General features: G+C 54.3%; 20 protein-coding genes. 12 read left to right on the top strand and 8 right to left on the bottom strand.

Annotated features, from left to right (window positions below):
- Positions 1-29: 29 nt before the first annotated feature.
- The 4 genes from HVY19_RS16995 to kduD all read left to right on the top strand — a co-directional run bounded on the left by HVY19_RS16995 (position 30) and on the right by kduD (position 4,154).
- A complete protein-coding gene (locus tag HVY19_RS16995; protein ID WP_181681650.1) occupies positions 30-905 on the top strand; it encodes a LysR family transcriptional regulator in 876 nt (291 codons plus the stop codon).
- A gap of 112 nt (positions 906-1,017) precedes the next feature.
- Entirely contained in the window at positions 1,018-2,196 is a 1,179-nt protein-coding gene (locus HVY19_RS16990) for an acetyl-CoA C-acetyltransferase (protein WP_181681649.1), read from the top strand.
- Between the two features lie 303 nt (positions 2,197-2,499).
- Positions 2,500-3,336 carry a 5-dehydro-4-deoxy-D-glucuronate isomerase gene (gene kduI, locus HVY19_RS16985; protein WP_181681648.1) on the top strand — a complete coding sequence of 279 codons (837 nt, stop codon included), beginning with the start codon at positions 2,500-2,502 and terminating at the stop codon, positions 3,334-3,336.
- Between the two features lie 56 nt (positions 3,337-3,392).
- Entirely contained in the window at positions 3,393-4,154 is a 762-nt protein-coding gene (gene kduD / locus HVY19_RS16980; protein ID WP_181681647.1) for a 2-dehydro-3-deoxy-D-gluconate 5-dehydrogenase KduD, read from the top strand.
- 83 nt (positions 4,155-4,237) lie between these two features.
- Here kduD and HVY19_RS16975 read toward each other — a convergent pair whose 3' ends face one another.
- Positions 4,238-4,564, bottom strand: a complete 327-nt coding sequence (locus HVY19_RS16975) for a cupin domain-containing protein (protein ID WP_181681646.1) — start codon at positions 4,562-4,564, stop codon at positions 4,238-4,240.
- A gap of 142 nt (positions 4,565-4,706) precedes the next feature.
- Between HVY19_RS16975 and HVY19_RS16970 the strand changes: the two genes are divergently transcribed.
- Positions 4,707-5,399, top strand: coding sequence for an aspartate/glutamate racemase (locus HVY19_RS16970; protein ID WP_181681645.1), 693 nt, complete (start codon positions 4,707-4,709; stop codon positions 5,397-5,399).
- On the opposite strand, the gene HVY19_RS16965 is transcribed toward HVY19_RS16970, so the two are convergent.
- Positions 5,386-6,321, bottom strand: coding sequence for a LysR family transcriptional regulator (locus HVY19_RS16965; RefSeq protein WP_181681644.1), 936 nt, complete (start codon positions 6,319-6,321; stop codon positions 5,386-5,388). The two genes, HVY19_RS16970 and HVY19_RS16965, sit on opposite strands and share 14 nt — an antisense overlap.
- A 116-nt stretch (positions 6,322-6,437) precedes the next feature.
- On the opposite strand from HVY19_RS16965, the gene lysA reads away from it, so the two are divergent.
- Positions 6,438-7,700 carry a diaminopimelate decarboxylase gene (gene lysA / locus HVY19_RS16960; RefSeq protein ID WP_181681643.1) on the top strand — a complete coding sequence of 421 codons (1,263 nt, stop codon included), beginning with the start codon at positions 6,438-6,440 and terminating at the stop codon, positions 7,698-7,700.
- 103 nt (positions 7,701-7,803) lie between these two features.
- Here lysA and HVY19_RS16955 read toward each other — a convergent pair whose 3' ends face one another.
- Together HVY19_RS16955 and galR are read right to left on the bottom strand one after the other, a co-directional pair.
- Positions 7,804-8,808, bottom strand: a complete 1,005-nt coding sequence (locus HVY19_RS16955) for a LacI family DNA-binding transcriptional regulator (protein ID WP_181684315.1) — start codon at positions 8,806-8,808, stop codon at positions 7,804-7,806.
- A 22-nt stretch (positions 8,809-8,830) separates the two neighbouring features.
- The gene (gene galR / locus HVY19_RS16950; protein ID WP_181681642.1) at positions 8,831-9,859 is read right to left on the bottom strand and encodes an HTH-type transcriptional regulator GalR; all 1,029 of its coding nucleotides are present in this window, start codon (positions 9,857-9,859) and stop codon (positions 8,831-8,833) included.
- 390 nt (positions 9,860-10,249) lie between these two features.
- On the opposite strand from galR, the gene aas reads away from it, so the two are divergent.
- Together aas and lplT are read left to right on the top strand one after the other, a co-directional pair.
- Positions 10,250-12,409 carry a bifunctional acyl-ACP--phospholipid O-acyltransferase/long-chain-fatty-acid--ACP ligase gene (gene aas / locus HVY19_RS16945; RefSeq protein WP_181681641.1) on the top strand — a complete coding sequence of 720 codons (2,160 nt, stop codon included), beginning with the start codon at positions 10,250-10,252 and terminating at the stop codon, positions 12,407-12,409.
- Complete coding sequence (gene lplT / locus HVY19_RS16940; protein ID WP_181681640.1) at positions 12,402-13,598, top strand: lysophospholipid transporter LplT; 1,197 nt, start codon at positions 12,402-12,404, stop codon at positions 13,596-13,598. The genes aas and lplT overlap by 8 nt, the downstream gene beginning before the upstream one ends.
- A gap of 99 nt (positions 13,599-13,697) precedes the next feature.
- On the opposite strand, the gene HVY19_RS16935 is transcribed toward lplT, so the two are convergent.
- The 4 genes from HVY19_RS16935 to mutH form a co-directional block, all read right to left on the bottom strand.
- Positions 13,698-14,738: an NADP(H)-dependent aldo-keto reductase gene (locus HVY19_RS16935; protein ID WP_181681639.1), complete on the bottom strand. Its 1,041-nt coding sequence runs from the start codon at positions 14,736-14,738 to the stop codon at positions 13,698-13,700.
- Positions 14,739-14,844: 106 nt separating this feature from the next.
- The gene (ygdR, locus tag HVY19_RS16930; RefSeq protein ID WP_042288923.1) at positions 14,845-15,063 is read right to left on the bottom strand and encodes a lipoprotein YgdR; all 219 of its coding nucleotides are present in this window, start codon (positions 15,061-15,063) and stop codon (positions 14,845-14,847) included.
- A 136-nt stretch (positions 15,064-15,199) separates the two neighbouring features.
- On the bottom strand, positions 15,200-15,913 hold the full coding sequence (locus tag HVY19_RS16925) for a TerC family protein (RefSeq protein ID WP_181681638.1): 714 nt from the start codon (positions 15,911-15,913) through the stop codon (positions 15,200-15,202).
- Positions 15,914-15,998: 85 nt separating this feature from the next.
- On the bottom strand, positions 15,999-16,694 hold the full coding sequence (gene mutH / locus HVY19_RS16920) for a DNA mismatch repair endonuclease MutH (protein ID WP_181681637.1): 696 nt from the start codon (positions 16,692-16,694) through the stop codon (positions 15,999-16,001).
- Positions 16,695-17,378: 684 nt separating this feature from the next.
- Here mutH and rppH point away from each other — a divergent pair.
- The 4 genes from rppH to thyA all read left to right on the top strand — a co-directional run bounded on the left by rppH (position 17,379) and on the right by thyA (position 22,088).
- Positions 17,379-17,909 (top strand): RNA pyrophosphohydrolase, encoded by a 531-nt coding sequence (gene rppH, locus HVY19_RS16915; protein ID WP_181681636.1) that lies wholly within the window; start codon positions 17,379-17,381, stop codon positions 17,907-17,909.
- A gap of 12 nt (positions 17,910-17,921) precedes the next feature.
- Positions 17,922-20,168, top strand: coding sequence for a phosphoenolpyruvate--protein phosphotransferase (gene ptsP, locus HVY19_RS16910; protein ID WP_181681635.1), 2,247 nt, complete (start codon positions 17,922-17,924; stop codon positions 20,166-20,168).
- A 243-nt stretch (positions 20,169-20,411) separates the two neighbouring features.
- Positions 20,412-21,287: a prolipoprotein diacylglyceryl transferase gene (gene lgt / locus HVY19_RS16905; protein ID WP_181681634.1), complete on the top strand. Its 876-nt coding sequence runs from the start codon at positions 20,412-20,414 to the stop codon at positions 21,285-21,287.
- Between the two features lie 6 nt (positions 21,288-21,293).
- On the top strand, positions 21,294-22,088 hold the full coding sequence (gene thyA, locus HVY19_RS16900) for a thymidylate synthase (RefSeq protein WP_181681633.1): 795 nt from the start codon (positions 21,294-21,296) through the stop codon (positions 22,086-22,088).
- Positions 22,089-22,257: the final 169 nt, after the last annotated feature.

Genomic DNA, 22,257 nt, shown 5'->3' with positions numbered 1-22,257 from the left:
ATAACATCCATCGATAAAGTAGATAGTTCATGCGCTACTCACCCGAAGCCCTGACCGCATTTGTTGAGACGGTTTCCTGCGGCTCATTCTCTGCGGCGGCGCGCAGACTGCGTAAGAGCCAGTCCACAATCAGCACGGCAATTGCGCATCTCGAAGCCGATCTGGGCATTCAGTTGTTCGATCGCACTTCCCGTCAGCCGGTGCTGACTGAGGAAGGTAAAAAGGTGCTTGGCTATGTGCAGGCTATTTTGTCCGCCAGCGAACGGCTTGACGAAGTGGCGCTGTCGCTGGCGGGCGAGACGGAAGCACGGCTGACCTTTGTGCTCTCAGATACCTTGCACCCTGACGTACTGGAAGAGTTGATGGTGCAGTTTGATCGGCAGTTTCCGCATACTGAGTTCGAGTGTTTGATTGGCGAAGATGTGGATGTCATCGATCTGCTGCAAAAAGAGCGTGCCCAGGTTGGGCTAATCGAAGCCCGGGATCACTATCCAACGGATATCGGCGCAACGCGCTTACCGATGCAAACATGGATGGGGCTGTACGTGGCGGCCTCCCATCCTCTGGCGGGGCAACAGAATGTGCAACTGGACCAGTTGCACACCTGGCGCGAACTTCGCCTGAATACGTATCTGGACAGTGGGACCCAGCTTGCGCGCGGGCCGGTCTGGTCGGCACCCAACTACCTGCTCTTGTTGAGCATGGCGGTGCAGGGTTTTGGCTGGTGTGCGTTGCCCTGCGCGCTGGTCGACGAATTTGCGGCAGAAAAATCACTGGTTCAGTTGGCGCTTCCGGGCTGGCCGAAGGCGATATCTATCGATCTTCTCTGGAATAAGAAATCACCGCCAGGCGCAGCGGGAAGCTGGCTGCGATATCACTTACAACAGGGAAGCATTGCGGACTAAATACCGGCGAGATGGATTTCCTTTGTGATAAAACTCACTTTTCTTAAACAATCAAGATAACAATATTTAACAATCCTCTACTATTGCGCTGTCTTCTTGCGCTGAGGTCGTCATGAAAGAGGTTGTCATCGTTGGGGCGTTACGGACGCCGATTGGTTGCTTTCAGGGAACACTGTCCCGCCATACTGCCGTTGAGTTGGGCAGCATGGTGGTAAAAGCGTTGATTGATGGCACCGGTGTGGATGCGCATGCGGTTGATGAAGTGATCCTCGGCCAGGTCCTGACGGCCGGTGCGGGACAAAACCCGGCGCGCCAGTCTGCGATTAATGGCGGATTACCCAACACGGTTTCTGCTATCACCATCAATGATGTGTGCGGTTCAGGGCTGAAAGCATTGCACCTGGCAACCCAGGCGATACAGTGCGGCGAAGCGGATATCGTCATTGCGGGCGGCCAGGAAAATATGAGCCGCGCGCCGCATGTCCTTACCGACAGCCGAACTGGCGCACAACTCGGCAACAGCCAACTGGTAGACAGCCTGGTGCATGACGGCTTATGGGATGCCTTCAATGATTACCATATGGGCGTCACCGCCGAGAATCTGGCGCGTGAATATGGGATCAGCCGCGAGCTGCAGGATGCCTACGCACTTAGCTCGCAACACAAAGCCCGCGCCGCCATAGACAGCGGGCGCTTTAAAGATGAAATCGTACCGGTCGTTACCCAGCACAATGGACAAACGGTCACGATCGACACCGATGAACAGCCGAGAACCGATGCCAGCGCTGAAGGGTTAGCGAAACTGGATCCGGCTTTTGAATTGCTGGGATCGGTGACCGCCGGAAACGCCTCCTCTATCAATGACGGCGCAGCGGCGGTGATGATGATGAGTGAGTCTAAAGCGCAAGAGCTGAACTTGCCTGTCCTCGCGCGCATCCGCGCTTTTGCCAGCGTTGGGGTTGATCCTGCGCTCATGGGGATTGCGCCGGTGTATGCCACCCGGCGTTGTCTGGAACGGGTTGGCTGGCAGTTAGCGGACGTCGATCTTATTGAAGCGAACGAGGCGTTTGCGGCCCAGGCGCTGTCCGTCGGCAAGATGCTGGAATGGGATGAGCGGCGGGTAAACGTTAACGGTGGCGCGATCGCGCTCGGTCATCCTATTGGCGCTTCCGGCTGTCGGATCCTGGTTTCCCTGGTTCATGAAATGGTCAAGCGCAATGCCCGCAAAGGGCTGGCGACACTGTGTATCGGTGGTGGTCAGGGTGTCGCGCTGGCGATCGAACGCGACTAAACGCTCTTCCTGTTTTTCCCCGCATTCATTTCACGTATTGCCGTCATTATTCGATGACGGCAATCTCGTTATGCCCATCTATTTGTTTTAATAGTGAATTTTATTAGTCCGTTTTAATTGTGTATTGCACGAGCGTGATCGTACTTACACTTTTGATAATATCTTGCAGAAAAAGTGAAACGTTGTTTTATATATGATTGAAAACACATTCCGTGAGGGATATCATTAGCGCATAAAGTAAAACGGAACAGCGTTTCGCTCTCCGTAAAGGAATTCCCGCTCAGTTTTTCACTGGAGGTCAATGTGGACGTAAGACAAAGTATTCACAGCGCGCACGCCAAAACACTGGATACCCAGGGGCTACGCAATGAGTTTTTGGTTGAACAGGTGTTCGTGGCTGACGAATACACCATGGTTTACAGCCACATCGACCGCATCATTGTCGGCGGCATCATGCCGGTGGCAAAAACCGTCTCCGTGGGCGGTGAAGTGGGTAAACAACTGGGCGTAACCTATTTCCTTGAACGCCGTGAGTTGGGGGTGATCAACATCGGCGGCGCGGGCACCATTACCGTGGACGGTCAGTGTTTTGAGATTGGTCATCGCGATGCGCTGTATGTCGGTAAAGGGGCAAAAGAGGTGGTGTTTGCCAGCGTCGATAGCGCAACGCCAGCCAAGTTCTATTACAACTGTGCCCCCGCGCATATGACTTACCCAACCAAAAAAGTGACGCCTGCCGATGTGTCACCGGTCACGCTGGGCGATAACCTCACCAGTAACCGCCGTACCATTAACAAATATTTCGTGCCGGACGTGCTCGAAACCTGCCAGCTCAGCATGGGCCTGACCGAACTGGCCCCTGGCAACCTGTGGAACACCATGCCATGCCACACTCATGAACGCCGTATGGAAGTTTACTTCTACTTCAATATGGAAGAAGACACCTGCGTATTCCATATGATGGGGCAGCCGCAGGAAACCCGTCATATTGTGATGCACAACGAGCAGGCGGTGATTTCACCAAGCTGGTCGATTCACTCCGGGGTAGGGACGAAAGCCTATACCTTCATCTGGGGAATGGTCGGTGAAAACCAGGTCTTTGATGACATGGACCACGTTGCGGTTAAAGATCTGCGCTAGTCGCGGGCGCTTATAACGCCTGTCCGTGACAGGCCTGAAAAACATAAGGACTTACAATGATTTTGAATGCATTCTCTCTCGAAGGTAAAGTCGCGGTTGTGACAGGGTGTGATACCGGTCTGGGCCAGGGCATGGCGCTCGGTCTGGCAGAGGCAGGCTGCGACATCGTTGGGATCAACATCGTTGAACCGACCGAAACCATCGAACGCGTGACTGCGCTGGGGCGTCGCTTTTTAAGCCTGACCGCCGATCTGCGCCAGATCGATGGCATTCCTGCTCTGCTTGAGCGCGCGGTGGCTGAATTCGGCCATATCGATATTCTGGTCAACAATGCGGGGCTGATCCGCCGTGAAGACGCGATCGACTTCACTGAAAAAGACTGGGACGACGTCATGAATCTGAACATTAAGAGCGTGTTCTTTATGTCTCAGGCGGCGGCCAAACACTTTATCGCGCAGGGCAACGGCGGCAAAATCATCAACATCGCATCCATGCTCTCCTTCCAGGGCGGGATCCGCGTACCGTCATACACTGCCTCCAAAAGCGGCGTTATGGGTGTAACCCGTCTGATGGCGAATGAGTGGGCGAAGCACAATATCAACGTCAACGCGATTGCGCCGGGCTACATGGCCACCAACAATACTCAGCAGATTCGCGCGGATGAACAGCGTAACGCAGCAATTCTGGAGCGTATCCCGGCGGGACGTTGGGGTCTGCCGAGCGATCTGATGGGGCCGGTTGTGTTCCTGGCTTCCAGCGCTTCTGACTATGTTAACGGCTACACCGTGGCGGTTGACGGCGGCTGGCTGGCGCGTTAATTCTCTTGCCGGATGGCGCTTGCGCCATCCGGCCTACATGTTTGTAGGCCGGGCAAGGCGTAGCCGCCCCCGGCAAAACAGATTCAGGATTTAAGAAAATCCTCGCGTACCGGCGTAAAGGTATCCAACAACGTTCCCGCCTTAAGACACACGCAGCCGTGCATAATATTGGGTTGCTTATACAATGTGTCTCCTGTACGCACCACCTGCTTTTCGTCGCCAATCGTAAATTCAAACTCGCCGGATAACACGTAAGTCAGTTGTTCATGAGGATGATGATGTAATGGGCCAATCGCACCCTGGTCGAAATTCACCTCCACCGCCATCATCTTACCGTTATGCGCAAGGATCCTGCGGGTGACGCCATTGCCAAGGTCTTCAAGCGTGGTCTGGTCATGGAAAACAATCATGTGCAATCCTGTGAGTAAATGAAATGTTGTTTCATTTAGGCTAGAGCAGGAAGCAGAAAATGGGAATAGCTCAGCAATTGAACTGGAAAGTTGATCACAAGTTTGCTTCACTGCTCTACATCGCAATTTTAAGGAGCAGGTAATGAAAACGATCGGATTGTTAGGCGGCATGAGTTGGGAATCAACAATTCCTTATTATCGTTTAATCAACGAAGGGGTGAAGCAACGTCTGGGAGGGCTACACTCTGCGCGCCTGCTGCTGCACAGCGTGGATTTTCATGAAATTGAAGAGTGTCAGAGTCGCGGCGAGTGGGACAAAGCAGGGGAGATCCTGGCCCAGGCCGCGCTGGGTCTGCAAAAGGCTGGCGCTGAAGGGATCGTCCTGTGCACTAACACTATGCACAAAGTGGCGGATTCCATTGAGACTCGCTGCTCGCTGCCTTTCCTGCATATTGCCGATGCAACGGGAAGAGCGGTGACCGCACAGGGGATGAACCGGGTGGCGCTGCTGGGAACGCGTTATACCATGGAGCAGGATTTCTATCGTGGCCGACTGGAACAGCAGTTTGCCATTGAGTGTCTGATCCCTGACGCGGACGATCGGGCGAAGATCAACGAAGTGATCTTTAACGAGTTATGCCTGGGGCAGTTTAGCGAAGCTTCTCGTCAATACTATGTGCAGGTAATTGAACGGCTGGCAGCACAGGGCGCTCAGGGGGTGATCTTCGGCTGTACCGAGATTGGCCTGTTGGTTCCTGCGGATCAAAGTCCCATTCAGGTTTTTGATACTGCCGCAATCCATGCCGGGGATGCCGTCGAGTTTATGCTGTCGTAGCCGGTCCCAGCACCTTATCTAACGCCGTAACCAGCGTGTGGTGGTGGCTTTGCAAATGTGCGCTAAACGCCTCTACGAGCGCTGATGCGGGGCGGTGTACCGGGCGAATCAGACTGACCGTGAACGGAACGGCGATGCTGAAGCGACGAACCACCACGCCGTTAGTGGCATAATCCAGCGCGGTAAGCGGGTTGACGATCGACAGGCCCGCTCCGGCGCGTACCATCGCGCAGACCGACGCCGCACTATGGGTTTCGACCACCATTCGCCGCTTGACGTCGTGCTCAGTAAACAGCGCGTCGAGCAACTGACGGTAGCTGTCGGTACGCGACAGGCTGATGTAGTTTTCACCGTGGAAATCCTGCGGGGAAAGCCTCTCCTTTTCAGCTAACGGATGCCCTTGTGGCAGCACGCAGACCTCATCCAGCGAAAACAGCTCGGTGCGCTCTGTGCCCGCTGGGGTATGTAGCGTTTCCGTCAGCCCCAGATCGTGGCGCTGGGCGGAAAGCCACTCTTCAAGCAGCGGCGACTCCTGAGGCACAATATTCAGACTTACTTCCGGGTAACGGGCGAGAAAGGGCTGGATCAGGGCAGGGAGTAGCGACTGCGAAAAGACCGGCAGGCAGACGATCGACAATTCCCCCTGACGAAACTCCCGCAGGCTTTCCGCCGCGCTGACGATGCGATCGAGTCCGTACCAGGAGCGCTGAACCTCTTCAAACAGGCGTAATCCCTGAACCGTGGGGTGCAGGCGTCCACGAGTCCGCTCGAACAGCTTTAGCCCCAGCACCTTTTCAAAACGCGCCAGTTCACGACTGACGGTTGGCTGGGAAGTATGCAGGAACTGCGCGGCTTCAGTCAGGTTACCGGCCGTCATGACCGCATGGAAGATTTCAATATGACGTAAGTTAACGGCGGCCATAATCACCTCATGTTAATTAGCCATATCATTTTTGCATAGACTCGCGATAAAACGATATTTTTTATTCTTCTGGCTCTGTGGCGTAATCATAAAAAATACTTTTGCCGGAGTCCGTTATGCCACATTCACTGTATTGCACCGATACCGACCTCACCGCGGAGAACCTGCTCAGGCTGCCTGCCGAGTTTGGCTGCCCGGTCTGGGTCTATGACGCGCAGATCGTCCGTCGCCAGATTGCGGCGTTGCAACAGTTTGATGTGGTGCGCTTTGCGCAAAAAGCCTGTTCCAATATTCATATCCTCCGCTTGATGCGCGAGCAGGGTGTGAAGGTCGATTCCGTATCACTGGGAGAAATCGAACGCGCACTGGCGGCCGGCTACAACCCGCAGACCCATCCGGATGACATTGTCTTTACGGCGGACGTTATTGACGACGCGACGCTGGCCCGCGTCAGCGAGCTCCAGATCCCGGTGAATGCCGGTTCTGTCGATATGCTGGAACAGCTTGGGCAGGTTTCACCGGGCCATCGCGTCTGGCTGCGCGTTAACCCTGGTTTTGGTCACGGTCATAGTCAAAAAACCAATACTGGCGGCGAAAACAGTAAGCACGGTATCTGGCACAGCGATCTGCCGCTGGCGCTGGCCGCGATGCAGCGCCATCAGCTGAAGCTGGTCGGCATTCACATGCACATTGGTTCTGGCGTTGACTATTCTCACCTGGAGCAGGTTTGTGACGCGATGGTGCGCCAGGTAGTTGAGTTTGGTCAGGATCTTGAGGCGATCTCAGCCGGTGGCGGCCTGACGATCCCGTATCACGATGGCGAAGAGGCGGTGGATACGCAGCACTATTTTGGTCTGTGGAACGGAGCGCGCGAAAAGATCGCTCACCATCTCGGTCACCCCGTGAAGCTGGAAATCGAGCCTGGCCGTTTTCTCGTCGCTCAGGCGGGCGTTCTGGTGACTCAGGTGCGCAGCGTGAAGCAGATGGGAAGCCGCCATTTTGTGCTGGTGGATGCGGGATTCAACGATCTAATGCGACCCGCGATGTATGGTAGCTATCACCATATTACCGCTCTGGCGGCCGATGGGCGTTCTCTGGAGAACGCGCCACGGGTCGAGACGGTCGTTGCCGGGCCGCTGTGTGAATCTGGCGATGTCTTTACCCAGCAGGAGGGCGGTAAGGTTGAGACGCGCGCGCTGCCAGCAGTGATACCCGGTGATTATCTGGTATTGCATGATACCGGCGCATACGGTGCCTCGATGTCGTCGAATTACAACAGCCGTCCGCTATTGCCGGAAGTGTTGTTTGATAACGGCAAGGCGCGCCTGATCCGCCGTCGCCAGACGATTGAAGAGCTGTTGGCTTTAGAACTGTTTTGATTTTTTGCCGGATGGCGGCGCAAGCGCCTTATCCGGCCTACGGGCTACGAGATGGCATTGTTTGTAGGCCTGATAAGCGCAGCGCCATCAGGCATTGCGTCGTTTATGCTTTAAAATACGGCCCGGTAGTTACCGAATCGCGCAACACTAATGTGCCGGTGAATGGCGGAATCGGTTCGACTTCCTCGCCGTTCACCATGCGAATGGCCTGGTCGATGGCGGTGGTGATCATCGTATCGATCGGCAGGTACACTGTCGATAATCCCGGCTCCAGCCACTTAGCGCTTGGCGCATCGTCAAAGCCAAACAGCGACACATCCTGTGGAATATTCAGCCCTGCCTGGTGGAGCGCTTTCGACGCCCCTAGCGCCATATCGTCGTTACAGGCGAACAGGGCGCTAAAGGAAACGCCTTCGCTAAGCAGTTCCTTACAGGCATCGTAACCGCGCGTCATAGTGGAATCGCCAAACTTCACCCTGGCGTCATCCCAGGGGATGCCATTTTTTTCCAGCGCCTTACGGTAGCCCATTAGACGCGACTTGCCGGTTGGCGTATGGCCAGGAACAGTAATACAGGCGATGTCGCGATGGCCCTGAGATATCAGGTAATCCACCGCCTGAAACGCAGCCTCTTCCTGCTCAAAGAAAATGGCGCGTTCGCGTGCCAGGCTCACCTCGCGGTTAATGATGACCAGCGGCATCGTAATCGAATCTGCCAGCGCTAAAATCGCCTTTTCACTCATATAGCGGGTATAGAGGATAATTGCGTCGCACTGCCTGTCGGCCAGCATCTGTACGGCTTCCTGCTCTCGCTCTGGTGTGTCGTGACCATCAGTCACAATCAGTTGCTTGCCGTGGGATTCAGTCTGTCGCGACGCCTGCTGCAACAGGCGGCCAAAATAAAAGCCATCAAACGTCGAAACCACCAACCCAATACTGTTGCTGGTACGGTTGGCCAGGGAGCGGGCAAGAAAGTTTGGCCGATAATCCAGCGCCTGCATCGCCTTAAACACTTTCTGGCGCGTGCTCTCTTTGACCTGACCGGTACCGTTCAGTACGCGAGACACCGTGGCTTTAGAAACCCCCGCGCGACGGGAAACATCCAGCATTGTTATCATGACGCTTTCCTGATTACTCGTTTGGTAACGCATTGCCTGGCTCAGCCGGTGCCGTTACGGAATGGCGACGAACCAGCGTCGGGCTGAAAACATGGGTGATCTCTGGTAGCGGGCGCTTTTCCGCCAGCGCTAACGCCAATTCTGCCGCCTGGGTCGCCATCGTCACGATTGGGTAACGCACGGTGGTCAGGCGTGGGCGGACGTAACGAGAAACCAGCACATCATCAAACCCAATCAGCGAGATTTCGCCCGGAACATCGACACCGTTGTCGTTCAGCACGCCCATTGCGCCAGCCGCCATCGAGTCGTTATAACAGGCGACCGCCGTGAAGTTTCGCCCGCGACCCAGCAGCTCCGTCATTGCCTGTTCGCCGCCGCTTTCATCCGGTTCGCCGAAGGTCACCAGGCGATCGTTGATCGGGATCTGGCTCTCTTCCAGCGCGGCATAGTAGCCTTTGAGGCGATCTTCCGCATCGGAAATAGAGTGATTGGAGCAGATATACCCAATGCGGGTATGGCCCTGTTGAATCAGATGACGGGTAGCCAACCATGCTCCGTAGCGGTCGTCCAGCGCGACACAGCGCTGCTCGAAACCGGGCAGGATCCGGTTGATGAGCACCATTCCCGGCATTTGCGTCATTAATGACGCCAGATCGCTGTCCGGGAGCATTTTTGCGTGCACGACTAATGCGGCGCAGCGGTGGCGAATAAGCTGTTCAATCGCCTGACGTTCCTTCTGCTCATTATGGTAGCCGTTACCAATCAGCAAAAAGTTGCCGGTATGATAGGCGACCTGCTCGACGGCTTTAACCATCGCGCCGAAGAAGGGGTCAGAGACATCGCCCACGACCAGACCAATAGTCTCGGTGGACTGCTGTGCCAGGGCGCGCGCATTCGCATTTGGATGGTAACTGAGCGTTGCCATCGCACTGTTCACTGCCAGGCGCGAGGCTTCGCTGGCTTTGGGAGAATCATTAATAACGCGAGAAACGGTGGCGACTGAAACACCAGCTAGTCGGGCTACATCCTTTATGGTCGCCATGACAGTACCTATTGTGGGTAAACGCTTACATTCAGTCAGTGTTACGGAAAACGGTGGGCTGTTCAAGCAGAATGCCGTTCACGACGCTGCAAATGTGAACAAACCCAGCGGAAGTACGACAAAAACCTGATATTGCAAATCTTTAGTTACACTTTGCGAAGGGCTGTTGCGATTGTCCACTGGCGAAGCAGACGGCCACAGACCACAATCAAGATCCCAGAGGTATTGATTGGTGAGATTATTCGGTACGCTCTTCGTACCCTGTCTCTTGCACCAACCTGCGCGGATGCGCAGGTTTTTTTTCGCCCGGATTTTCTGTCGCTCCTTTTGCCTGCTTCGTGTAATCTGCCACAATTATTCATGACCAAATCGTGTGCAAAGGGAGTTGAAATGCTATTGGGATTCTTTCGTAACCTGTTTCGTGTGCTCTATCGGGTACGCGTGACGGGTGATATGAAGGCGCTACAGGGAGAGCGCGTCTTAATCACGCCTAATCATGTCTCGTTTATCGACGGCATTCTTCTGGCGCTGTTCCTGCCAGTTCGCCCCGTCTTCGCGGTATACACCTCGATCAGCCAGCAGTGGTATATGCGCTGGTTAACGTCGCTGATTGATTTTGTTCCCCTCGACCCAACCAAGCCGATGGCCATTAAGCACCTGGTGCGATTGATTGAGCAGGGTCGTCCGGTCGTGATTTTTCCTGAAGGGCGTATTTCGGTCAGCGGTTCGTTGATGAAAATCTACGACGGTGCAGGGTTTGTGGCTGCTAAATCAGGTGCAACGCTGGTACCTGTACGGATTGAAGGCGCAGAACTCACCCACTTCAGCCGTCTGAAAGGTCTGGTGAAGCGCCGTTTTTTCCCTCGCATCCATCTGCATGTTTTGCCACCCACGCAGCTACCAATGCCGGAGGCGCCGCGTGCGCGCGACAGACGTAAAATCGCGGGCGAAATGCTGCATCAGAAAATGATGGAAGCGAGGATGGCGGTGCGCCCGCGCGAGACGCTATACGAATCGCTGCTGGCGGCGAAATACCGTTATGGTGCGGGTAAGCACTGCATTGAAGATATCAATTTTAAACCGGACTCCTACAGACAACTACTGACCAAGACGCTGTTCGTGGCGCGTATTCTGGAAAAATACAGCGCAGAGGGCGAGAAAATTGGTCTGATGCTGCCCAATGCCGCCATCAGCGCAGCGGTGATCTTCGGTGCGGTGGCACGCCGTCGTATTCCGGCGATGATGAACTACACGGCGGGAGTTAAAGGGCTAACCAGCGCCATTACCGCTGCCGAAATCAAAACCATTTTTACCTCCCGTCGGTTCCTTGATAAAGGCAAACTCTGGCATCTGCCGGAACAATTAACGCAGGTGCGTTGGGTTTATCTGGAAGATCTTAAAGCGGATGTCACGACGGCTGACAAAGTATGGATCTTTACGCACCTGCTGATGCCTCAACTGGCGCAGGTTAAGCAGCAGCCGGAAGAGGCGGCGGTGATCCTCTTCACCTCCGGTTCAGAAGGTCATCCGAAAGGTGTGGTGCATAGCCATAAGAGTCTGCTGGCAAACGTGGAGCAGATCAAAACTATCGCCGATTTCACCGCCAATGACCGCTTCATGTCCGCGCTGCCATTGTTTCACTCGTTTGGCCTGACGGTGGGGCTGTTTACGCCGTTGTTGACCGGGGCAGAAGTCTTCCTCTATCCCAGCCCGCTGCATTATCGCATCGTGCCTGAGCTGGTCTACGACCGAAACTGTACGGTGCTGTTTGGTACCTCGACCTTCCTTGGCAACTATGCGCGTTTTGCTCATCCCTATGATTTTTACCGCCTGCGCTATGTCGTGGCAGGGGCTGAGAAGTTGCAGGAGAGTACAAAACAGCTGTGGCAGGACAAATTTGGCCTGCGCGTTCTTGAAGGCTACGGTGTGACAGAATGCGCGCCAGTCGTCTCAATTAACGTCCCGATGGCGGCAAAACCCGATACTGTGGGACGGATCTTGCCTGGTATGGACGCCCGCCTGCTGGCGATTCCCGGTATTGAAGAGGGCGGTCGTCTGCAACTGAAAGGCCCTAACATTATGACGGGCTACCTGCGTGTTGAAAAACCGGGCGTGCTGGAAGTGCCGACAGCGGAAAATGCGCAAGGCGAACTGGAGAACGGTTGGTACGATACCGGCGATATTGTGCGCTTTGATGACCAGGGGTTCGTTCAAATTCAGGGGCGCGCTAAACGCTTTGCCAAGATTGCTGGCGAGATGGTATCGCTGGAGATGGTTGAGCAACTGGCTCTGGGAATTTCCGCAGACAAAATGCATGCGACGGCCATTAAAAGCGACGCCAGCAAAGGCGAGGCGCTGGTGCTCTTTACCACCGATAGCGAGCTGACGCGGGAGAAGTTACAGCAGTATGCCCGCGCCCACGGCGTACCGGAGCTGGCTGTACCGCGAGATATTCGTTACCTGAAACAGCTACCGTTGCTGGGCAGCGGTAAGCCAGATTTTGTGACGCTGAAAAGTTGGGTTGATGAACCGGAAAAACAAAATGGCTGAATCAGTCTCTCATAGCACGTCAATCTGGTCGAAGGGGATGATGTCGGTTATCGCCGCGCAGTTTCTCTCCGCGTTTGGCGATAATGCACTGCTTTTCGCCACTCTGGCCCTACTGAAAGCGCAATTTTATCCGGACTGGAGCCAGCCGATCCTGCAAATGGTGTTTGTAGGCGCTTACATTCTGTTTGCCCCCTTTGTGGGGCAGATTGCCGACAGCTTTGCCAAAGGTCGGGTGATGATGTTCGCCAACAGCCTGAAGCTGTTGGGGGCCATGACCATCTGTTTCGGCTTAAACCCGTTTGTGGGGTACACGCTGGTTGGAATAGGCGCGGCGGCTTATTCGCCGGCGAAGTACGGGATCCTCGGCGAGATCACAACCGGCGATAAGCTGGTAAAAGCGAACGGACTTATGGAAGCCTCTACGATCGCGGCGATTTTACTCGGTTCGGTGGCGGGTGGGGTGCTGGCTGACTGGCATGTGATTGCTGCGCTGGTGGTCTGCGCGCTAGCCTATGCCGGTGCGGTAGTGGCTAACCTGTTTATTCCGAAACTGGCGGCGGCGCGGCCAGGGCAGTCCTGGAATCTGGCGAAAATGACCCGCAGTTTCTTCTGTGCCTGTGCTTCGCTCTGGCGCAACGGCGAAACCAGTTTCTCGCTGGTGGGCACCAGTCTGTTTTGGGGAGCGGGCGTGACGCTGCGTTTCCTGCTGGTGCTGTGGGTGCCGGTGGCGTTGGGGATCACCGACAACGCCACGCCAACCTACCTGAACGCGATGGTGGCTATCGGCATTGTGGTTGGTGCGGGAGCGGCAGCCAAACTGGTGACGCTGGAAACCGTATCACGCTGTATGCCCGCAGGGATCCTGATTGGCGTTGTAGTGTTGATTTTTTCTCTGCAACATGCGTTGCTCCCGGCCTATGCGTTGCTGATGCTGATCGGCGTGCTGGGTGGCTTTTTTGTGGTACCGCTTAATGCGCTGTTGCAAGAGCGCGGCAAGAAAAGCGTCGGCGCAGGCAATGCGATTGCGGTGCAGAATCTCGGTGAGAACAGTGCAATGCTGTTAATGCTGGGGCTTTACTCACTGGCAGTGCTGGTCGGTATTCCTGCTGTTGCCGTTGGGGTCGGTTTTGGCGGCCTGTTTGCGCTGGCCATTGCGGCGCTGTGGATCTGGCAACGCCGCCAGGGTTAGACCCGCGAGCTGTAGGCCGGATAAGCGCATGCGCCATTCGGCGAGAAGCCTGATGATGACGCTGATGCGTCTTATCAGGCCTACAGCGAAAGGTCCCCGTTACGGTGCCGGGTAGGTATAAACCTGGTGCACCGCTTCAATCTCCGCTAACACTTCTGCGCTGAGCTCCAGATGTAAACTCTCGACGTTCGTCTTCAACTGTTCCATCGTCGTCGCGCCGAGCAACGTGCTGGCGACAAACGGTTGTTGGCGAACGAATGCCAGCGCCATCTGCGCCGGATCCAGCCCGTGACGCTTCGCAACATCCACGTAGGCCGCCACGGCCTTTTGCGTCTGCTCGCCGCTATAGCGGGTAAAGCGACTGAAGAGTGTGTTGCGTGCACCTGCGGGCTTCGCACCGTTCAGGTACTTGCCGGTCAGGACACCGAAAGCCAGACAGGAATAGGCGAGGAGTTCCACGCCTTCATACTGGCTCACTTCTGCCAGACCCACTTCAAAACTTCGGTTCACCAGGCTGTAAGGGTTCTGGATGGTGACGATTCGCGGCAGATCATGTTTATCTGCCAGGTGTAGATAGCGCATCACGCCAAACGCGGTTTCATTTGAGACGCCGATATAGCGGATCTTGCCCGCACGCTGAAACTCGGCCAGCGCATCCAGCGTATCCAGCAAAGTGATCACTGGCGCGGAATCCGTCCAGGTGTAGCCCAGCTTGCCAAAACAATTGGTCGGTCGCTGCGGCCAGTGTACCTGGTACAAATCCAGATAATCGGTTTGTAATCGCTTCAGGCTATCGTGAAGCGCTTCACGGATGTTTTTACGATCCAATGCCTGGTTCGGGCGAATACCGCTGTCGTTATTACGCGTCGGACCGCTCACCTTGGAGGCGAGAATCAACTTTTCGCGATTACCTTGTTTAGCCAGCCAGTTACCGACATAGGTTTCGGTAAGGCCCTGCGTCTCCGGGCGTGGCGGTACCGGGTACATTTCAGCCACGTCGATCAGGTTAATCCCATTCGCGACGGCATAGTCGAGCTGTGCATGGGCGTCGGCTTCGCTATTTTGTTCACCAAACGTCATTGTGCCCAGCCCCAATGTACTTATCTCAAGCGAGCTGTGGGGTATACGGTGATATTGCATAGCCGTTTCCTTTTTATAATCACGACATAAGGATTATAAAAATGGCTTAGGGAAGGGAAAAAGGGAAGAAAAATTGTTAAGGCCAGCGCAGAGCTGACCTTAACCATCAACGTTCAATGATTTGAGAAACGTCGTCGCGGTTAATCTGCATCGCATTGCCTTGCTGATCGTGATAGCTCACCAGACCGGTATCATCATCAATTTCGGGTTTACCGTCGGTCAGGATCATACGCCCATCTTTGGTCGCCATCACATAATCACTGCTACATCCGGAAACAGCAAAAGCCAGCCCTACTGCGGAAATTACAACTGCCCATTTTTTCATCCATTTCTCCTCACGTGGCCCGCCATTAAGCATAGATTAGTAATAGCGTGAAGGGACACCCGCGAAAAGCAGGAAAATCTTAATCTGTGAAGCCAATGCGGGAAGACCCGCTCCCGACAGGGAGCGGAGCCAAAGGTTACAACGGGTTCTTTTTATTGCGCAGCAGGTTCAGGCTTTCTACGGCGATGGAGAAGAACATCGCGAAATAGATATAACCTTTCGGTACATGAACGTCGAAACTTTCCAGTATCAGGGTAAAACCCACCAGAATCAGGAAGGAAAGCGCCAACATTTTAACGGAAGGATGTCGGTCTACGAATTCACCGATTGGCCGCGCCGCAAACATCATCACGCCGACGGCAATCACCACCGCGGCCATCATAATGAACAGATGATCCGACAGACCGACAGCGGTGATCACCGAGTCGAGACTGAAGATGATGTCCAGCAGCATAATTTGCACAATTGCCCCGAGGAAGGAGGAAACACGCGTTTTTAATCCTTCCTCTTCACCTTCTATGGATTCGTGAATTTCCTTACTGGCTTTCCAGATCAGGAACAGTCCACCGAGGAGCAAGATCAGATCGCGCGCCGATATCGCCTCGCCAAAGATCTCAAACAGCGGATTGGTCAGACGGATCACCCAGGCGATTGACGCCAGCAGCGCCAGACGCATGATCATTGCACCGGCCAGCCCCAGGCGACGGGCATGCGCGCGCTGTGCTGTCGGCAGTTTTGCCACGACCAAAGAGAGAAAAATAATATTATCGATCCCAAGAACGATCTCCAGGAGCGTCAGCGTTCCGAGCGCAAGCCAGGCGTTAGGATCGGTTACCCATGCAAATAACATTGAACAAAGTCCTGCAAAAAAATGAAGCGGTAATTATATGCTTCCCGCGCGGTGGGTCAAAGTCTTACCGGCACCCCATCAGGCGCTATGAGGGCTGTAACAAGAAATGGCGTTCCAGAAGCGCACGGGTGAAGTTCTTTTTCAGATAAAAACCACGCGGCAGCGTCAGGATTGACTCGCCCTGTGCGCCAATCGCTTCTGTCAGCGCTTTGGCATTGGCCGCCTTCGGTCGCAGTTGTAAAAATTCGCCATGCCGTGCGGTAATCCGCTCAACCTGGCCTAAGACGATCATATCCATGAGCTCTTCCCAGTCGAGACGCAATTGGCGATCTTCTTCCTCGTTTGGGCTCCAGAGTACGGGCGTCCCAACTCGCCGCTGTGCGAGGGGAATACTGCGATCGCCTTCCACGGGGATCCACAGCACCCGCTTAAGCTTATGTCGCACATGGCTGGTTTCCCACGTGACCCCGCTGTTGCCCGTTAACGGCGCGACGCAAACAAAGGTTGTCTCCTGCGGGCGTCCCAGACTATCCACAGGAATAGTTTTTAACTCAACGCCTAATGCCGCGAAGTCCTGTTCCGGCTTACTTCCGGCGCTGGCGCCAAGCCAGATTTCAAGTAAAACGCCAATCCAGCCCTTATCCCGCTTTAAATCTTTTGGCGTGGCGATACCCGCAAGCGTTGCCAGTTCGCCTAATGTGTAGCCGGAAAGCTGCTGCGCCTGGTGGAGCAAAAGGGCTTCAGATTCAGGGGGAAAGCGTAACGGATGCAGTCCGGACATTGCGTCATACCTTAGTAGAAAAAATGAACAGCGATCTTATACCGCATAAAAGAAGTTTAGCGTTTTCCACATGGCTTATTCAATGCCATGATTTTTATTGATTTTTAATTTTTGAAGCTTCGAATTGCGCAACGCCACAACGGGTTTTCCATTTCTGGTCACTGAAAATGAACAGGATCTTACACCATGTTATCCACAGAAAGATGGGATAACTGTGAAAAACCACGACTACTGTTTCCATTTACAGCCTTGACGTGCGAGGAATATCGAATATTCGCACAAAAAGTGCCTAACTTATTGGCACAATCTGTGGATAAAACCGGCGCTGTTCGATCTTTCATCAGCCCGTTGATCCTCTATGTGATGGCTATCACTTTTTTGCGTTCGTACTCGCAAAATTCTTCGTTAAGATTATGAAAAACAGAAATTATTTTACATCCCGAAAAACGTAATTATTTATGCCTGAAAAGGTTTTCCCAGAGTAATTCCATACTTCTGCACAACTCTATCCACAGAAAAGGTGAATAAAATCGCCCAAATGGGTGAGTTGCTGTTTATAACTTTGTCATTAACTGTGAGTTATTCAATTGTTATTAGAGGTACGCGTCGCTAACAGAGTGGTTTACCGTCTGTCAGGAGTGTGAAACAATCATTCATATATCAGGTTTATGTTGAGGTAGTCCGGTGATTGATGACGATGGCTACCGCCCAAATGTAGGTATCGTAATTTGTAATCGCCAGGGGCAGGTCATGTGGGCCCGGCGATTTGGTCAGCACTCCTGGCAATTTCCCCAAGGTGGGATAAACCCAGGAGAGTCAGCAGAACAGGCGATGTACCGGGAACTGTTTGAAGAAGTAGGGTTAAGCCGTAAAGATGTGCGGATCCTTGCCTCTACACGCAACTGGTTGCGTTACAAGTTACCAAAACGTTTGGTGCGTTGGGACACGAAGCCGGTTTGTATCGGCCAGAAACAAAAATGGTTTCTTTTGCAACTGATGAGCGGCGACGCAGAAATCAATATGCAAACCAGCAGCACTCCTGAATTTGATGGTTGGCGCTGGGTGAGTTACTGGTACCCGGTTCGACAAGTGGTATCGTTTAAACGCGATGTCTACCGTAGGGTGATGAAAGAATTTGCAGGTGTTGTGATGGCGCTTTCGGAAACGACACCGAAGCCGCAAAACGCACCTGCCTATCGACGTAAAAGAGGTTAAGTCACGCAAATTATGCTCACCCGCCTGCGCGAAATAGTCGAAAAGGTGGCCAGTGCTCCGCGTCTTAATGAAGCGCTGAATATTCTGGTCACTGACATCTGTCTTGCGATGGATACTGAGGTCTGCTCGGTCTATCTGGCCGATCATGACCGACGTTGTTATTACCTCATGGCGACCCGGGGGCTAAAAAAACCGCGTGGTCGTACCGTGGCGCTCGCATTTGATGAAGGTATCGTCGGTCTGGTTGGCAGACTGGCGGAACCCATCAACCTCGCGGATGCGCAAAAGCATCCCAGCTTTAAATACATTCCTTCCGTAAAAGAAGAGCGCTTCCGTGCATTCCTCGGCGTGCCGATTATTCAGCGACGTCAGTTGCTCGGCGTGCTGGTGGTCCAGCAGCGCGAACTGCGTCAGTACGATGAAAGCGAAGAGTCTTTCCTCGTAACGCTCGCCACCCAGATGGCCGCGATTCTCTCGCAATCTCAGTTGACTGCGCTGTTTGGGCAGTATCGTCAGACGCGGATCCGTGCGCTGCCAGCGGCACCGGGCGTGGCGATTGCGGAAGGCTGGCAGGATGCAACGCTGCCGCTGATGGAGCAGGTTTATCAGGCCTCCACGCTGGATACCGCGCAGGAGCGTGAGCGACTGACCGGAGCGCTGGAAGAGGCGGCGAACGAATTTCGTCGTTACAGCAAGCGTTTTGCCGCTGGTGCACAAAAAGAGACGGCGGCTATCTTCGACCTCTACTCTCACTTGCTTTCCGATGCGCGTTTACGCCGCGAGTTGTTTGCAGAAGTTGATAACGGCTCGGTGGCGGAGTGGGCGGTGAAGACCATCATCGAAAAGTTTGCCGAACAGTTTGCCGCGCTCAGCGATAGCTACCTCAAGGAACGTGCAGGTGATTTACGCGCGCTGGGTCAACGCTTACTGTTTCATCTTGATGATGCTGTCCAGGGGCCTAATGCCTGGCCGGAGCGTTTCATTCTTGTTGCTGATGAACTCTCCGCAACTACGCTTGCGGAACTGCCTCAAGACCGACTGGCGGGCGTAGTGGTTCGCGACGGGGCGGCGAACTCCCACGCGGCGATCATGGTTCGCGCGATGGGGATCCCCACCGTAATGGGTGCCGACATTCAGCCGTCGGTGCTGCATCGTCGGACGCTGGTGGTCGATGGTTACCGTGGCGAGCTATTAGTTGACCCTGAGCCGGTTCTGATCCAGGAATATCAGCGGCTTATCAGCGAAGAGAATGAGCTGAGTCGTCTGGCGGAAGATGACGTTAACTTGCCTGCGCAGTTGAAAAGCGGCGAGCGGGTGAAGGTCATGCTCAATGCGGGTCTGAGTCCGGAGCATGAAGAGAAATTAGGTAGCCGTATTGACGGCATTGGCCTGTACCGCACAGAAATTCCCTTCATGCTACAAAGCGGTTTTCCTTCTGAAGAGGAGCAGGTGGCGCAATATCAGGGCATGTTGCAGATGTTCAACGACAAGCCTGTGACCTTACGTACCCTGGACGTCGGTGCTGACAAGCAACTGCCTTACATGCCGATCAGCGAAGAGAACCCCTGCCTGGGGTGGCGCGGGATCCGCATCACCCTCGATCAGCCGGAGATCTTTCTGATCCAGGTGCGTGCAATGCTGCGCGCCAACGCGGCGACAGGCAACCTGAGCATTCTCCTGCCAATGGTGACCAGCATCGATGAGGTCGACGAAGCACGACGGCTGATCGAACGCGCCGGACGCGAAGTGGAAGAGATGATCGGTTACGCGATCCCAAAACCGCGCATCGGCGTCATGCTGGAAGTCCCGTCAATGGTGTTTATGTTGCCGCACCTGGCGAATCGCATCGATTTTATTTCGGTTGGCACGAACGACCTGACGCAATACATCCTGGCGGTGGATCGTAACAACACCCGCGTCGCCAGTATCTACGACAGCTTGCATCCCGGCATGTTACGGGCGCTGTCAATGATTGTGCAGGAGTCGGAACGAAGCGGCATCGACCTGCGTCTGTGTGGTGAAATGGCCGGCGATCCGATGTGCGTAGCACTCCTGATTGGGATGGGGTTCCGTCATCTTTCGATGAACGGCCGTTCGGTTGCGCGTGTGAAATACCTGCTTCGCCATATTGATTATGAAGAGGCCAAAACGCTCGCTCAACGCAGTCTTGAGGCGCAACTGGCCACAGAGGTGCGCCACCAGGTGGCGGCGTTTATGGAGCGACGCGGTATGGGCGGGCTAATTCGCGGCGGGTTATAATTGGCAAATTGTCGGGGGCGCTTCGCTTGCCCGACCTACGGGGTGCGCAGTTGTAGGCCGGATACGGCGTTTACGCCGCTATCCGGCAAAATGGCTCAGGCCTATACACTTCTTTTACAACCGGATTCAACCGCCATGCGCCCCTTATGCTATCATTCGCTCCTTTGGCGCGCCTGGAACGTATGGGCGTGGATATCGCTCGCTGAGGCTATTCAGCGAAATAACAAGAATTTGTGGTGACAGATGACCAGTAGCTATCTGCATTTTCCGGACTTCGATCCGGTCATTTTTTCAGTTGGACCCGTCGCGCTTCACTGGTACGGCTTAATGTATCTGGTAGGCTTTATTTTCGCGATGTGGCTGGCGACGCGCCGCGCTAATCGCCCGGGCAGCGGCTGGACCAAAAATGAAGTTGAAAACTTACTTTATGCAGGTTTCCTCGGGGTGTTCCTCGGTGGCCGTATTGGCTACGTCCTGTTCTATAATTTCCCTCTGTTCCTCGATAACCCACTTTACCTGTTCCGCGTCTGGGACGGCGGTATGTCCTTCCACGGCGGCCTGATTGGCGTGATTCTGGTGATGATTATCTTCGCCAAACGCACCAAGCGTAGTTTCTTCCAGGTGTCCGACTTTATTGCTCCGCTGATTCCTTTTGGCCTTGGCGCCGGACGTCTGGGCAATTTCATCAACGGCGAACTGTGGGGACGTGTTGACCCTTCTTTCCCGTACACCATGCTGTTCCCGGGGTCGCGCACCGAAGACATTCTGCTGCTGCAAACGAACCCGCAGTGGCAGTCCATTTTTGATACTTACGGTTCTCTGCCTCGTCACGCTTCTCAGCTTTACGAGATGGCGCTCGAAGGGGTTGTTCTGTTTATCATTCTTAACCTGTTCATTCGCAAGCCGCGTCCGATGGGGTCCGTCTCGGGATTGTTTTTGATTGGCTACGGCGCATTTCGTATTATTGTTGAATTCTTCCGCCAGCCGGACCAGCAGTTCACCGGCGAGTGGGTCCAGTACATCAGCATGGGGCAGATCCTCTCTATTCCGATGATTGTCGCTGGTGTGATCATGATGATTTGGGCTTATCGCCGTAGCCCGCAGCAACACGTTTCCTGAGGAACCATGAAACAGTATTTAGAACTGATGCAAAAAGTGCTGGATGAAGGCACGCAGAAAAACGACCGTACCGGAACCGGAACGCTTTCCATTTTTGGTCATCAGATGCGTTTTAACCTGCAGGAAGGATTCCCGCTGGTGACGACAAAGCGTTGCCACCTGCGTTCCATCATCCATGAGCTGCTGTGGTTTCTGCAAGGCGACACTAACGTGGCCTACCTGCACGAAAACAACGTCACCATATGGGACGAATGGGCAGATGAAAACGGCAACCTTGGCCCGGTCTATGGCAAACAATGGCGCGCCTGGCCGACGCCGGACGGTCGCCACATTGACCAGATCACCACGGTCATGAATCAGTTGAAGAACGATCCTGACTCACGTCGCATCATCGTCTCTGCATGGAACGTAGGTGAGCTGGATAAGATGGCGTTGGCGCCGTGCCATGCTTTCTTCCAGTTCTATGTGGCGGACGGTAAGCTCTCCTGCCAGCTTTATCAGCGTTCCTGCGACGTGTTCCTCGGCCTGCCGTTTAACATCGCCAGCTACGCATTACTGGTGCATATGATGGCGCAGCAGTGTGACCTGGAAGTGGGTGACTTCGTCTGGACCGGTGGTGATACTCACCTGTACAGCAACCATATGGAGCAAACTCACCTCCAGTTAAGCCGCGAGCCGCGCGCATTGCCGAAACTGGTGATTAAGCGTAAACCCGACTCAATTTTTGATTACCGCTTCGATGATTTTGAAATCGAAGGATACGATCCGCATCCGGGAATCAAAGCGCCGGTAGCTATCTGAACGACCGCAATCCTGTCATAACCGACGCCTTCGTGCGTCGGTTTTTTTTATGCTGATTCTGTTTCCTCGCCCCCGATTCACGATTATTTGCAACCCGCCGCAACGCCATAAATTCTCTTCGTAACGCGCCGCATAATCAGCATTCTCGCCTCGTTTTTCTTTTCCGTTT

The organism is Citrobacter sp. RHB25-C09 (assembly GCF_013836145.1).
GTDB lineage: Bacteria > Pseudomonadota > Gammaproteobacteria > Enterobacterales > Enterobacteriaceae > Citrobacter_A.
Note: the sequence above shows the minus strand (reverse complement) of the source record. Positions and strands in the feature narration are given on the sequence as shown.